Origin of the sequence: Streptomyces sp. NPDC006012 (genome assembly GCF_042871185.1) — a bacterium.
Lineage (GTDB): Bacteria > Actinomycetota > Actinomycetes > Streptomycetales > Streptomycetaceae > Streptomyces.
In genome coordinates this window covers 1-13,832 of sequence record NZ_JBIAIE010000055.1, presented here as the reverse complement: position 1 = coordinate 13,832, position 13,832 = coordinate 1, and the positions used below count along the sequence as shown (strand labels likewise).

At 69.5% G+C, this 13,832-nt stretch carries 10 protein-coding genes and 2 pseudogenes; 1 reads left to right on the top strand and 11 read right to left on the bottom strand.

The window, feature by feature from the left end; genetic code table 11:
• The 3 genes and pseudogenes from ACFYPJ_RS38685 to ACFYPJ_RS38675 form a co-directional block, all read right to left on the bottom strand.
• A pseudogene (locus tag ACFYPJ_RS38685) lies at positions 1-474 on the bottom strand (hypothetical protein); the annotation flags it as partial.
• Positions 471-650, bottom strand: coding sequence for a hypothetical protein (locus tag ACFYPJ_RS38680; protein ID WP_389026780.1), 180 nt, complete (start codon positions 648-650; stop codon positions 471-473). The gene ACFYPJ_RS38680 and the pseudogene ACFYPJ_RS38685, both read right to left, overlap by 4 nt.
• Before the next feature lie 83 nt (positions 651-733).
• Positions 734-1,693 carry a GlxA family transcriptional regulator gene (locus ACFYPJ_RS38675; RefSeq protein WP_389026778.1) on the bottom strand — a complete coding sequence of 320 codons (960 nt, stop codon included), beginning with the start codon at positions 1,691-1,693 and terminating at the stop codon, positions 734-736.
• Positions 1,694-2,305: 612 nt separating this feature from the next.
• Between ACFYPJ_RS38675 and ACFYPJ_RS38670 the strand changes: the two genes are divergently transcribed.
• Complete coding sequence (locus tag ACFYPJ_RS38670; RefSeq protein WP_389026776.1) at positions 2,306-3,106, top strand: GNAT family N-acetyltransferase; 801 nt, start codon at positions 2,306-2,308, stop codon at positions 3,104-3,106.
• 180 nt (positions 3,107-3,286) lie between these two features.
• Here ACFYPJ_RS38670 and ACFYPJ_RS38665 read toward each other — a convergent pair whose 3' ends face one another.
• The 8 genes and pseudogenes from ACFYPJ_RS38665 to ACFYPJ_RS38630 all read right to left on the bottom strand — a co-directional run.
• The gene (locus ACFYPJ_RS38665) at positions 3,287-6,739 is read right to left on the bottom strand and encodes a phosphodiester glycosidase family protein (protein ID WP_389026774.1); all 3,453 of its coding nucleotides are present in this window, start codon (positions 6,737-6,739) and stop codon (positions 3,287-3,289) included.
• 298 nt (positions 6,740-7,037) lie between these two features.
• The gene (locus ACFYPJ_RS38660) at positions 7,038-9,182 is read right to left on the bottom strand and encodes a SpoIIE family protein phosphatase (protein WP_389026772.1); all 2,145 of its coding nucleotides are present in this window, start codon (positions 9,180-9,182) and stop codon (positions 7,038-7,040) included.
• A 198-nt stretch (positions 9,183-9,380) separates the two neighbouring features.
• The gene (locus ACFYPJ_RS38655; RefSeq protein WP_389026770.1) at positions 9,381-10,253 is read right to left on the bottom strand and encodes a prephenate dehydratase; all 873 of its coding nucleotides are present in this window, start codon (positions 10,251-10,253) and stop codon (positions 9,381-9,383) included.
• A 656-nt stretch (positions 10,254-10,909) separates the two neighbouring features.
• Entirely contained in the window at positions 10,910-11,053 is a 144-nt protein-coding gene (locus ACFYPJ_RS38650; protein ID WP_389026768.1) for a hypothetical protein, read from the bottom strand.
• Between the two features lie 555 nt (positions 11,054-11,608).
• Complete coding sequence (locus tag ACFYPJ_RS38645; RefSeq protein ID WP_389026766.1) at positions 11,609-11,845, bottom strand: hypothetical protein; 237 nt, start codon at positions 11,843-11,845, stop codon at positions 11,609-11,611.
• 8 nt (positions 11,846-11,853) lie between these two features.
• Positions 11,854-12,057 (bottom strand): hypothetical protein, encoded by a 204-nt coding sequence (locus ACFYPJ_RS38640; RefSeq protein ID WP_389026764.1) that lies wholly within the window; start codon positions 12,055-12,057, stop codon positions 11,854-11,856.
• A 240-nt stretch (positions 12,058-12,297) separates the two neighbouring features.
• A complete protein-coding gene (locus ACFYPJ_RS38635) occupies positions 12,298-13,656 on the bottom strand; it encodes an ABC transporter permease (protein WP_389026762.1) in 1,359 nt (452 codons plus the stop codon).
• Positions 13,653-13,832: pseudogene (locus tag ACFYPJ_RS38630) on the bottom strand (ABC transporter ATP-binding protein); the annotation flags it as partial. The gene ACFYPJ_RS38635 and the pseudogene ACFYPJ_RS38630, both read right to left, overlap by 4 nt.

Sequence of the window (13,832 nt, the reverse complement as noted above, 5' to 3'; positions counted from 1 at the left end):
GGCTCCCGGCTCCCGGCTCCCGGCTCCCGGCTCCCGGCTCCCGGCTCCCGGCTCCCGGCTCCCGGCTCCCGGCTCCCGGCTCCCGGCTCCCGGCGTGGCGAGTTTTTTAGTGTATCCGACACCATGTGAAAGAACTGACAATTTGCCGCGAATGTGGGGTAGTTCCCCGCCGAAGCTCGCTGAGATCGCGAGGTCCACGGGCGTCGAGAGTGCCTGGGACCAGGGGAGTACGGGCAGGTCCAGCTCGCCGAACAGCTCGTGGACTCCCCCTTGGAACACCGAGGACCCGGTTGAGGTGACCAGCAACTGCACCCGGAAGTCGGTGTGGAAGAGGGGGAGGACATCGAGCAGGCGTCCGGCGGAGGTGACGTTGTGTACCACCAGCAGCACGCGCCGGCGCACTTGCCGGCTGGTCCACTGCCGGGAGCCCTTCCCGACCGGCACCCGTATCGGCAGAGGCTCGGCTGGCCTCATGGAGGCACCTCCTGGACGGGCGACGGGACCGGGCAGGCCCACCTTAACCAGCGTGGGCTCCCGGCCTGGACGTGGGCGCGTTCGGTCGGGAGTTCCAACTCGGCGAGGACGGCCGCGTGGTCGGACGGCCAGTGGGCATCGTCGGCCCGGTCGCCGGCTCGCCGGGTGGTTTTCATGTGTCCATGGCCGCCGGGACCTGGCGGCCTCCCGTGGATTTCGGGACAGGCGCCTGAGCGGCACCGGCCTTCGCGAAGGGCGCCTACTGCTCTTGGCGGGTGGTGGCGAAGCGTCTGCGGTAGTGGGTGGGTGTGGTGCCCAGATGGCGGGCGAAGGCGCGGCGGAGGGTCTCGTCGGTACCGAGCCCGCTGCGCTGCGCCGCCGAGGTGACACTGTGCCCTTCGAGCAGCAGTTGCTGGGCACGGTCGAGCCGGACCCGCTCGACCCAGCGCGCGGGTGTGGTGCCCAGCTCGGTGCGGAACAGCCGGGCCAGATGCCGCGGGCTGACGGCGGCGGACGCGGCCATGGCGGGCAGACTGTGGTTCGCGGCCGGATCGGCGAGCACCGAAGCGATCAGCGAGCGCAGCAGATCACCGCGGGCCGGGGGAGTGGTGATGGCCGTGGAGAACTGCGACTGCCCGCCCGGACGCTGCATGAACACGACCAGTTCGCGCGCGATGCCCCGCGCCGTGTCGGCGCCGTGGTCGTCCTCCACCAGGGCGAGGGTGAGATCGATGCCCGCGCTGATGCCCGCGGAGGTGACGTACCGCCCGTCGCGGATGTGGATGGCGTCCGGCTCGACGCGTACACGGGGGTAGCGGAGGGCGAACCTGGCCGCATGCCGCCAGTGCGTCGTCGCACGGCGGCCGTCGAGCAGGCCCAGTTCCGCCAGGACGAAGGCGCCGGTGCACACCGAGGCGACGCGCGGCGCCTGTGAGGTGAGGGCGCGGGCCGTGTCCAGCAAGCCCTCTTCGATCGGCTGCGTGGCCAGCCGGTCACCTCCGGCGACCACGACGGTGTCGACCGGGCCCGCGTCGGCCGCCCGGACCGTGCCGGTCAGCGCCAGCCCGGCGGAGGTGGTGACCGTCCCGCCGCCTGGCGAGACCATGATCAGTTCGTACGGGGGGGCGAGCCGGCCCGCCTGATGCAGTACCTCCGACGGGCCGCTGACATCGAGCATGGTCACCCCTTCGAAGACCACGAAGCCCACTCGATGCGTCATGTCCGAATCCGTGGTTTTCCTGGCAGCAGAGACATGGCCCAGCGTACGCCGCCACCTCTGGAGACACGGTGCCCCGGATGTGTCCGGAGGTCACCGCCGGACACGTCCTCGGGACCCGGGCGGCCGCTTCACCCGGGCGGTCTGTGTCGTCGACACGTGGCGCAAGTCATCGGAGGTGTGTCGGCCGACCGGGACGACTGCCCCACCAGGGGTATCGAGTCAAGGCCGGTGGGCGGCCAGGCAGGCGGGCTCGGAGCCGTTCGGTCCGTTGTGGCCGAGGATCCTGAAGTCCTTGCCTCGGCCGCGTGACGAAACGCCGCACAGACTGTTGCCCGGTCATGGGAGGGGCCTTGGATCTGCTCTGTTGCCCGGTCATGGGAGGGGCTTTGGATCTGCTCTGTTGCCCGGTCATGAAAGGGGCTTTGGATCTGCTGCGATTTCGCTCGGTGATCCGCTGCTGGACGGCGCGTGCCGTTGGACTTTGCCCCTTTGCGGGGCCAAGGTGCTCTGAAACACGTGTGGTTGAGAGGGACGCATCGACGCGGAGCCGCCGGAGTCGGGTAAAACTTGATCACGGGGTTTCCGTCGTCTCGAAGACACGTGGAGGTTCAGGTGACTGATCTTGCAGAATCCGTGGAATCAATGGAGCAACTCGCCGTGGCGTGGCGTGGCATGGTGCTCGACCGCGATGCGGCCGCGGATGTCCGTGACCTCCCCGGCATCGCGGTCCGCTGGGCCGACTGCCCGTTCGCGTTCTGGAACTGCGTCACCCTGACCGACGTGGGCGCGGACGCGGCCCTCCTCGGACAGCGGCTCGGCCAGGCTGCGGACATCATGCGCGCGAAAAAGCACCAGGGCTTCCTGTGGGTCTTCGAAGACCTGCTGGACGACGAGGCCCGCCCCGCGCTGGGAACAGCGGCCGAGGAGGCCGGCCTGCAGTACGCCTTCGGCGGTACGGGCATGGCCGGCGACCTGCTGCCGATTCCCGAGCCGGTCCACTCCGATCTGACCTTCGTGCGTGTGACGACCGACGAGCACCTGCGTGCCTACGCGGACCTCAACTCGCACGGCTACGGATTCCCCCTGGAGATGGGCCGCGACGGGCTGGTCGGATCGACACGGTGGAAGAACGAGGTCCATGCCTACCTGGGCCTGGAGGACGGCGTCCCGGTGACCTGCGCCGGCACGGTCGAGGCGGAAGGCCGCCTCTTCGTCGTACTGGTCGCCACCCATCCGCAGTGGCAGCGCCGGGGCTACGGCGAGGCGGTGACCCGCAAGGCGCTGTACGAGGGTGCCAGGGCCACCGGACTGACCCGCGCCACGCTGCACGCGACCGCTGCCGGGGCTCCCGTGTACCCGCGTATCGGCTTCAAGCCGAACACGGCGATCCACTTCTACGGTCTGCAGGACTGACCTGCGCTCTGCGGGACTGGCCTGCGGTCAGCTCACCACGGTACGACCGAGGGGCGGGAATCCAATAGTTCCGGCGTGAGGCCGGGGAAAGCCGACGGGTGCCCGGGGAATGCCGACGAGGTGCCCGAGGTACGCCGACGGGGTGCCCGAGTGTGCTCGGGCACCCCGTGCTGGATCAGGTCACTTGACGGTGACCTCGGCGCTGCCCGTGACGCCGCCGGAGGCCACCGAGACGGTGACGGTGCCGGCGCGGTGGGTGGTCAGGACTCCGGTGGCGCGGTCCACCGAGGCCACCTTGGGATTGCTGGAGGTCCACACGTGGGAGGCCGGGTCCGCGATCGGGATGGCGAGCGGTGCGATGTTGTCGCCGGCGATCTGGTCGCCGGTCGCGGTCACCGTCACGTGGGCACCCACGGCGACCGGGTCAGCCGGGGCCTTGACGCTGATCGACGCGAGCGCGGGCTCGACGGAGTACTGCAGGTTGCCGTCGTCACCGATCCGGATCAGACCGAAGTGGTAGATGCCGCCCTGGTCGGCGGGGGCGTAGGCCGGCATGCCGAGGTCCGCGAAGGCGAACTGCGGAATGCCTCCCTCGGCGGTGGTCACGCTCTGCCCCTCGGGGTTCAGGATCTGCTCGGAGAAACCGCGCGCATGGCCGTACATCATGATCACGTGCTGCTTCGGGTGCGTCTCCTGGTAGCGCTGCACCAGCCGCAGATACATCTGTGCCTCCCAACGGTCCGTGAACTGGCTGTTCGCGGCCGGGTGCGGGTCGTACGCGGGCATGTGCGTGATGACCAGTACGTCCTTGGCGGTGGTGTCCGTCAGCTGCTTGACCAGCCAGGGGTACTGCTCGCCCGCCGGATCCTGGAAGGGGTCCGAGGACTGCAGGCTGCCGTGTGAGTTGTCGGTGACGATCAGCCGCGCCGCGCCCTGGGTGTAGGCGTAGTGGGTGTCGCCGAAGGTGTCGCTGTAGTTGCCGTTCTCGGAGTCGGCGCCCTGGGTGATCTCGTGGTTGCCGACGATGTCCCGCTCGGGGATGCCGAGGGCGTCCATCTTGGACTTGGCGAACTGCAGGTCCGCCGGCTTGCCGTCGTCGGGCATGTCCCCGAGGAACTGGGCGGCGTCCGGCCTGGCCTGCGGGGTGAGGGTGGGCAGCCGCCCCGCGATCGAGTCCATCACATGGCTGCTGACCGAGCCGGGGTCACTGGCGAGCATGTGCGCGTCGTCGCCGCTGAGCAGGGTGGTGCCGCGCTTGGCGAAGTCGGCGGAGTCCTCCTCGAAGGACAGCCACTTGGGGTTCTGCGGGATGGCCCGGTAGTCGGGCGCCGTGACCGGCCGCGGTGAGTACAGCGCCTCCAGGCCCCCGAGGCTGAGCGAGCCGCTGTAGGAGGTGCTCGGGCTGATCGCCAGGAAGTCGATGAAGCTGATGGTCAGCGGGAACTGCATGCCCGCCGGCAGCTGGGCGACTGCCAGGTGCCAGTCCTTCCAGGTGACGGTGGTCGGGTAGAGGGTGGTCGACGAGCCATTGACACCGATGTACTTCTCGGCCAGCTCGATGCCGTTGCCGTCACCCTTGATCCACACACCGATTCCGGTGGGAACCTGACCGTTGTTCGTGTCGGTCTTCAGGGTGGTCTTCGGCGAGAGCACGAGCTGCTTGACGCCGGAACCGGCCGGCATCGAGTAATCGAGTTTCAGCGATCCCGACGCGGTGGAACCCGGGGGTACGACGCCGGGGTCGGCGGTGAGCGCGGCGGGTAGGCCGGTGGTGTTGTTGCTGAGCCGCCATACGTCCGTGCTGGTCATCGGGTCGATGGTCTTGACGACGTTGCCGACGGCGATGGACGCGGAGGCCGTCGTGCCCGCGACCACCGCGCTCACCTCGGCGAGACCGCCCTTCTCGGCGTCCGCGGTGAACACGCCGTGCGCGTCGACACTGCCCAGGTTGTCCGGGGTGACCTTCCAGGTGGCCGCCTCAGCGGGGATCTGCACCGTGGCGCCGTCGCCGGCGGTTCCGGACAGGGTGAGCTGCTGGGTGGCGCCGTTGTCGAGGTCCGCCTGGTCGGGCGAGACCGTGAGGGACTTGAGTCCGCTGACGACCGTGAGCTTCTCGGTGGTGGAGGCCCTGCCGTCGGAGGCGATGATCCGGCCCGTGCCGGTGCGGTGCGGAGTGAGTCTGCCGTTCTCGTACGTGGCGAGGTTCGACGGCTCGATCCGCACGTGGACCTGGCCGGCCGCCGGGTTGTCGAGCTTGTCGAGGGCGTACACCGGGAGCGGGACGGAGCCGCCGTTGACGGTGGTGACCGTCTTGCCGCCGTTCACCGTGACCTTGACGGCTGCTCCGGCCTGCTTGGCGGTGGAGTAGAAGAAGATGCCGTTGGCGACCGGACGTTCGGTGTTGCCGGGCAGGTCGGACGGCGTGTTGACGACGTCGGCCTGACCCGCGCCGGGAGCGCGGCTGACCATGGTGGTGGAGCCACCGCCGTCGAACAGCATCGCGGAGTACGCGCCGTGGGCGACCATGTAGCCGGCGACCTGGTCCGACGTCACGCCGAAGGCGGTGGAGGCGCCGCCGTGACCGTCCACGGCGACGACGATGGCGTGCTTGCCGTCCTTGGTGATGCCGACGGCGGTCTCCGGGTTGGCGCCGCTCGGCGGGGTGCCGGTGGGGTCCTTGTAGACCTTGCCGTCCTTCACCAGGGTGTCGACGCCGCTGACCAGCTGGGTGACATCGTTATCGGGGGAGAGCCCGGTGGCGATGCCGACCTTGTCACCGGTGTGCAGGTTGTCGCTCAGCCACTGCCCGCCGTCGCCGGCGCCGAGGAGACCGAGCTGATCGGCGGCCGCCCGCGGCACGGTGGTGACACCGGTCTGCACGCCGTCGACCACGAAGCCGCCGTCAGTGCGGTGTCCGAGCACCAGGGTGGAAGGCTTGGCGAGACCCGGGGTCTCGCCGAGGTCGGGGGTGACTTCGGTGATGCCGCCGGTGGCCACGTCGTTGACGGTGTTGACCGAGATGAGCGAGTGGGTCGCGGAGCCGTCGGTGATCGTCCCGGAGAAGGTCTCCGGCCCCATCACCATGCTGCCGTCGGGCTTGACGCCCAGTTGGGAGGTGAAGCCGGGCTTGGGAGACTTCAGCATGTGCCCGTCGGAGACGATGCCGCCGAGCGGGCGTCCGCTGGCGTGGATCTCGAAGTAGTCTCCGTTGACGCCTGCCACCGCGTGGGTGCGGTGGGCCATCGACGACGGGGTCTCGTCCGCCGGGTTGGTGAGGGTGTCACCGGCCTCGACCGTGCCCACCCGCAGGTTCGGGTCGGCGAGGTCGGCCTTGAGTACCTGGATGTGCTGCCGGCCGCCGACGGTGTCATAGGTTTCGCTGTAGTGCTGCAGACCGCGAGTGACCGTCTCGGTCGGCGTACGGGTGTGGTCGACCATCTGCGGCCAGTTCTGCGGTGTGTCCGGAAGCCAGTTCCGGCCCGCCGCCGGACGGCTGTCCGCGGCGGTGGCGTCGTCGGCACCGAAGGCGGCTCCGGCGCCGGTCACGGCACCGGCGAGCGTCAGCGCCGCCGCGGTTGCCAGCGCGGTACGGCGAACGCCGGCCCTCGCGGGTCTCTTTGCACGAAGTGTCATTGCGTCTTTCCTTGCAGACGTGTGCGCCGATGCACCCGGCGCACAGCCACCGCACACCGGTCCGGCGGATCACAGGTTTCCGTTCCGGGTGACGCAGATGACCATCAGGACTGCTCCAGCACTGCATTTGGTCAAGTTGTGTCAAAAATCAACTTTCATGGGCTGAAACCGCTCACACGAGGGCGCCACACCTGTCCGGCGGACGGAGCTCGGGTCAGCCGGCGGCGCCGTCACCAGGAGTCGGCGGCGGGGCGGACGGTGCACCACGGGTGGGCGGCGACCTGTGCGGGAGGCCCGTTCAGGCCCGTGCCAGTTCGAACCACACCGACTTGCCGCGCCCGCGCGGGGCCTTGCCCCAGGACGATGCCAGGGCCTCGACGATCAGCAGGCCCCGGCCGTGCTCCGCCTCGCTGTCGAACTCCTCGGTGAAGGTGATCGGGGCCGGGACCGGCGGCCTGGGGTCCCAGTCGCAGACGTCGACCCGGATGCGGTCCGGGTGCTCGCGCAGCCAGAGATCGACGTCGCTGTCGGCGTGGACCAGCGCGTTCGTCACCAGCTCGGTCGTGAGCAGTTCGGCCTCGTCGCTCCTCGCACGCCACCCCCACGCGTCGAGGTGATCCCGCACGAAGCGGCGCACCGTGCCCAGCGCCACCAGGTCGTGGCGGTTCACGTGCAGGTGCACCACGCGGTGCCCGACGGTCGGCTGGGTGTCCCGGTAGCCGGCCAGGAGAAGGGCGGCATCGTCCTCGCGGTACGGTGCCGCTGCCGTACGGGCGCAGATACGGTCGGCGATGTCCTCCAGGTATCCCTGTGAGGTGGACAGCAGGCCGGAGATCTCCGTCAGGCCCGTGGCGTAGTCCGGCGACTGGGAATGCACCAGCCCGTCGGTGAACAGTGCCAATGTGGCCCCGGTCCGCAGCGTCACCTGCGTGGCCTGGTACACCGTGTCCTCCGTCACCACGAGCGGCGGTCCGATGAGCTCCTCGTGAAGCGCGAAGACGTCGTTCTGCGCGGTCCGGATCAAGGGACCTGGATGCCCGGCGCACGCGATCTCGGCCGTCCCCTGCATGCGGTCGACCCAGACGCAGCAGCAGGTGACGAACCTGTCCGCACCCAGTTGCCACAGCAGAGCGTTGGCCCGGGTGAGTACTTCGGCGGGACCGTGCCCCTCGGCCGCGTACGCCTGCAACGCGGTGCGGACCTGACCCATGAGCGCGGCGCTCGCGACGTTGTGGCCCTCGGCGTCACCAGCCAGCAGGCCGACCTTGTCGTCCGGCAGCGCCAGGACGTCGAACCAGTCGCCGCCGGTCGCGCTGGTCGAGGCCGAGAAGTAGCGGGCCGTGATGTCCAGGTCGGCCAGTTGGGGCAGGTGCCTCGGCAGCAGCCGTTGCTGTAGTTCCTGCGCCGTCGCGTGCGAGGCGTCGAACAGGCACGCTCGTTCCCATGCCGCCGACACCAGGTCGGCCATGGTGACCAGCCAGGCCCTTCCCTCCGCGGAGAACGAGTGGGGGTGTGTGAAACCGAGCAGTACGGCGCCGATGGTCCGTTCACCGCTCAGCATCGGCAGCACGGCGGCCGCCCGGAGGCCGTCCCTGAACCCGGAACCCAGCCCGGCCCTCCGTACGCTTTCTTCCGTCTCGTAGAAGTGGCCGCGTCCCGTGGCGGGCACGTCCAGGCCGATTTCGCCGGCCTCCATGACGGGGTGCGACATCGTCTGCGGGAAGCCGCTCTGGCCGATCACCCGGACCCGGTGTCCCTCGAAGGCCAGGAGAGCCGCCTTCTCCGCGCCGCCCGGCCGGGCCATGCGGTCGATGACAGCGCTGACGACGTCCCTGACTCCGGTCGCCCCCGACAGCGCCGACTCCAGTGTGCGCGTCTGAAAGAGCCAGGACGTCCCCGTGGCGTCCCTCGAATCATCTCCGCTGGAAGCCAGGAAGAAACGCGGATTGGGAGTCGCCGTCAGCGCGGCGAGAAGCCCCTTTTCGTGAGTGAGTCCTTCCGCCGTGGCGGCACAGAGCTCGGTGTCGTCGACAGTGACTGTTCGCCGTTCTTTCGCCATGGTCCAGACGAATGTGAGAACCGCTGTGGGAGTCTCTTCGAGGAAGATCGGGGTCGCTGCCACCAGATAAGGAAAGGGGCTGGTGATATTGCGTGTCGAGGCTGCGGGGAAATCCCTCACCATTTGGCGTCTCGCCTGAAAAGCAGTCGCCAAGGTGTAGCGCTCGTCGGACGTCGAAACGTGGTCCGGCGTGATGAACAATGAGATGGGTCCGCCGACGACGAGGGCGGGGGTCAGCGTCGTTTCCAGTTCGTCGACGAGGTATACTGCCGAACTGCTCGCGCCGAGTCGGTGCATGGTTTCAAGCATCAACCCGGCAGCGCGCTGTACGCAGTCGTGAGCTGCGGGGGTTCCCTCGGCGTCGATACCGTGGCCGTCGTGCATGGTGCCTGCCATCGGGTGGGAAACGGATCACCCATTTTAACGATGTCGGCGTTTTCGCGCACACGTCGGCACGCACCGGGTTCACAAACCGAGCGGTGGAACGGTCGGCGACGCGTGGGTCGGGTCATTACCCGATGGAATGCGTCGCCGTCACGTCGTGGCGCACTGCCAGAAATTCGCGGTGGCCGGGACCGGTCCTCAGCGAATTGAGTCGCCGTGAATTTCGTCAGGAGTGGTTTCCTGCAGTCGGTGCGGGTGGGCCGGGTACACGCCGATGATGCGCACCTCGGAGGAGAAGAAGCGCAATTCATGCAGGGCGAGCGCGACGCTCGGCGCGTCGGGATGGCCCTCGACCTCGACGTAGAAACAGCTCGGATTGAGACCGGCACCCAGCTGATAACTCTCGATCTTGGTGAGGTTGACCGCGTTGCTCGCGAAACCGCCAAGCGCTTTGTAGAGGGCGCTCGGGATGTTGCGTACGGCGAAGAACAGGCTCGTCATCGTCGGTTCGTCCGTCAGTGGCGGAACGGCGGACTCGCGGGAGAGGACGATGAACCGTGTGGTGTTGTCCGGATCGTCCTCGACGCCGGCCCGCAGTACTTCCAGGCCATAGCGCTGTGCGGCCGCCGGCGGGGCGAGCGCCGCGTGCCGGGGGTCGCCCAGTTCCGCCACCTCGCGGGCCGCGCCTGCCGTGTCGTCGCAGACGAGCGTGCGCCAGCCGCCCTCCCGCAGCACCTTCCGGCACTGCCCGAGCGCGTGTACATGGCTGCGCACGCACTCCACGTCGGCCAGCGCTGCTCCGGGGACACCCATGAGGTCGAAGCGGATGGCCAGGAAGTACTCCGCGATGACGAACAGGCCCGATTCGGGGAGGAGGCGGTGGACGTCGGCGACCCGGCCGGCGGCGGAGTTGTCCACCGGGATCACCGCCAGGTCGGCGGTGCCGAGGGTCACGGCGTCCAGGGCCTGCTCGAAGCCGGTGCAGGGCAGCTCGTTGCTTCCGGGGTACAGGATCTGGGTGGCGGTCGCCGAATTGGAGCCGGGTTCGCCCTGGTATGCGACGGTCGTCACCTTGTGTCACCTTTCAGCGGGGGAGTCTGGGTCGTCGTTCGCTGGAACGTCCACCGTAGCCAGCGGTTGCCGGATACCGGCGTGCTGTCCACAACGAGAGACTCCAGGGGGGTCCTGCTCCGCGTGGAGGCCGGACCCTCGTGGCCGTCAGCCGTGGGTATGGTGCAATGGGCGGTGCTGCGTCGACGGTCAGGTCGATGGTACGGCCATCCGAGACCCTGATGCTGTACGTCCAGGTCCGACGATCTCACCCTGCCGCAGATCGCCGACGCCGTCGGCTACGGCTCGCCCTTCACCTTCGCCGCCGCCTTCCGCCGCCACCACGGACAGCCTCCGGAACCTGGCGGCAGAGGGAACGAGCGACGGCAGAGACTCGACCGCTCACCCATACGCACCCCGGCCCGTGAGCGGTACCCCGTCGGTGAACGAAGGCACTCTCAAGTGATTGACGCACCGCCCACCGATGATCACGTGATCGTGGAGGCACAGGTGCGTGACTACGGGATCTCGTCGGCTCGGCAGGACTGGCTGCGTCACGGGCGGCGGCTCCATGTCATCGTGAGGGAGGAGCACAACCACCGCACGCCCGACGATGAGCCGGACCTCGCCGGTCCGGGACCGGCCGTGCGGTCCGCTTCACCAGGTGCACCGGTCACTCACCGAGGAGTGCCGGTTGCCGGAGCGGCGGCGTCCGCGTCGGCGGCGCTCTTGGGATGCGGGCGGGGCGGAGCGATCACCGTACCGGGGATCCGGACGCGGCGCAGACGAGCGGGCTCGTGGGTGGCTTCAGGTCGTTTCATGGCTGCTCCCGTCGGTGCGTGGCTCCTTGGGAGCGGTGCACGCCTCTCGGTTGATCACATGAGTGATCGGGAAAGCGCCCAGGGCGAAGCCGTCATTCCGTCACATATGCGTGAACCATTTCACCTCAGGAGAAGGAATAGCCCTGCCCGCGTGATGTCCCCGGGTACGCCGGAGGGCGGGGCACCGGTGCGCACCGTGTTCCCGGCCGTTCGGGTTCGCCGCCCGAGGCCGACGGGCCGCTGCCCGGGCGGCCGTGACGGTGCATGACGAACTCGCCGCCGCGCCGTGTCATGAGGGCACGCATGCGTACCAGCCCACCGAAGGCACCTGCGGCTTCCGACTTCCCACGTCCCGGCAGTTTCGGCCGGCCGAGTCCTGACCGGCCGCGTACCGGGAGGTCCCCGAGGCCGTCGCTCTCGTACCGGGTCGCCGCCCCGGCGGCGGTCAGCCTGGGGAGAGCCGGTAGAACCGCCAGTACGGCGTGTCGATGGGCAGGACCTCCACCTTCGCGAAACCGGCCGCCTCGGCATACGTACGCAGGGTCTTCGGACGCATCACTGCTGGAACAGGGCCCGGTTGGTGTCCACCCGGCCCTCCGGTTCCCAGGGCAGCGGCGGCGGTGCCTCGCCGGTCCGGTAGGCCCGCACCACATCGGGCAGTCGCCGTCCGTACCGGGCGAGTTGCACGGCCGTCCGCGCCCCGAACAGCACACTGTCGGCGTCGGCCAGCACCGGGACGTGCTCGGCGGGCAGCAGATACCGGCGCTCCCACGCGTCGCCGCCAGCGTCCACCACGCTGATCAGGCCCCGCACCGCCTGGTGTGCCACGTGTACCGGGCGGCGGTGCCCGTACGCACCGCCAGCTCGCCCGCGGTGATCGCCGTACCGTCCGCCATCGCCCGGTAGTACCCCAACTGCTTGCCCAGGTAGACCGAGTTCATCTCCAACGCGCCGATCGTGCTGCGGAACAGCTGCGCGGACAGTTCTTCTGCACTCATGGCCATGGGTGCGGATGGTACGGGGCCGCGCCCGGTGGGTTCTTCCCCCGGCTCCCCGGCCGACGGCCGCGCGGGACGGTCCACCAGGGCGGGCGGACGGTCCAGGTGCGCGGCGCAGGCGGGCGGGAAGAGGCCCCTGGCGACAAAAGCCGCCCTGCCGCGTCGGTCAGGGGCCACAGAGACGGACTGGCTCAGGTCAGCATGCCCTGGCACCGCTGCCGGTCAGGCGCGGTACCGGTCGAGGAGTCATCCTTTGTGATCCGTGGGGAGCAGTTCAACGTTGCCGTCGAACTGCCACAGCGGGTTCGGGGCGTCCCCGGTCGGGGTGCGCAGCAGGAAGTAGCCGTTCACTTCCTTCGGCCCGTCACCGTCGGCGACGTAGCGCCCGTCCGAGGCGACGTCGAGCTGGTAGATGGCCTGTCCGGTGACCTTGACACCGGGGAGATTCCAGGAGACGACGCAGTGCCAGTCGTTGCCCGCGCCTTCGGCGACGGCGTCCGTACTGCCCTTGTCGCAGGCCGCTGTGGCCTTCAGTTGCGCTTCGGTGACGGCGGGCCGGTGGAGCTGATCGGTCTGCTGGCGGTAGAGGTGGGCGAAGGCCGTGGCGACGGAACGCTGCACCTTGTCCTTGTCGATCCCGGACCCGGTGGCCCCGGTCGTCGCGGCGACGACCGCGACCGCCACGCCGATCAGACCGGCGAGCGGCAGCGCCCCGGCGAGGAACGCCCGGCGGCCCGAGCCCTCGTCGGTCAGATTGGTGAAGTCGCGGCGCACGAAGAGAAGGTAGGCCAGTACGGTCGCGGTCACGGCCCAGACCAGGCTGACCGCGATGCCAATCAGGAGCGGGCCGAGCTGTCCCGGATCGGTGAACAGGCCGTTCCAGGAGATGAAGGCGTAGCCGGGCAGGGCGAGGCGTACCGCGACGGGCAGCGGAAGCATCTGGGCGAGCTGCATCGCCAGTGCGACGAGCGCGGGCAGCAGCAGTCCCATGGGGGACCGCCCCAGCGTGACGGAGCCGAGCAGACCGATCGCGGCGAGCGCCAGGGTCGGGGCCAGGGCGCAGGCCCAGGCGAGCAGGACGTTGGTCGCGGCGTCTCCCGGTGACAGCAGATGGCCGTCGAGGCCGACCAGCGGCTGGTTGCCGACGGACGCGAGCCCGCCGACCACGCTGGAGGCGACGAGCCCGACCACGAGCAGCAGGATCACGGTGAGGCTGGCCAGCGTCTTCGCCACGAAGATCCGGCGCGGCGAGCGGACCGCCACGAGCAGGTGGCGCCAGGTGCCGAGCCGGTCCTCCGAGGCGAACACGTCGCCGGCGACGACCGAGGTCAGCAGCGGGAGTGCCCAGGTGCCTGCGAAACCGAGCAGCACCAGCGGTCCGGCCCAGCCCGTGGCGTGCATCTCGCGGCCGAACAGGGTGTCGGTGGGCAGTGTGCTCTGCTGGCTCACCGCCGTCACGAAGATCCCCGGCGCGATCCAGCAGGCCAGCACCAGCAGGCGGATCCGCCACTGCGAGACGAGCTTGACCAGTTCGAAACGGTAGCCGCGGGTCACGGGGACGCGGCGGGCGGCAGCGACGTCGCCGGTGGCGGCTATCGCGGTCATGAGGTGGCCTCCTGCTGTTCGGTGAGGGCGAGGAACGCGGCTTCGAGGGGGGAGACCACGGGGGCGAGTTCGCGCAGCGCGACGCCGGACCGCACGATTTTCACCACCAGGTCGTCGAGGGCGGGCTGCAGAGCACGTACGACGAGCACGCCGCCGTCCTGCCGGATCCCGGCCCC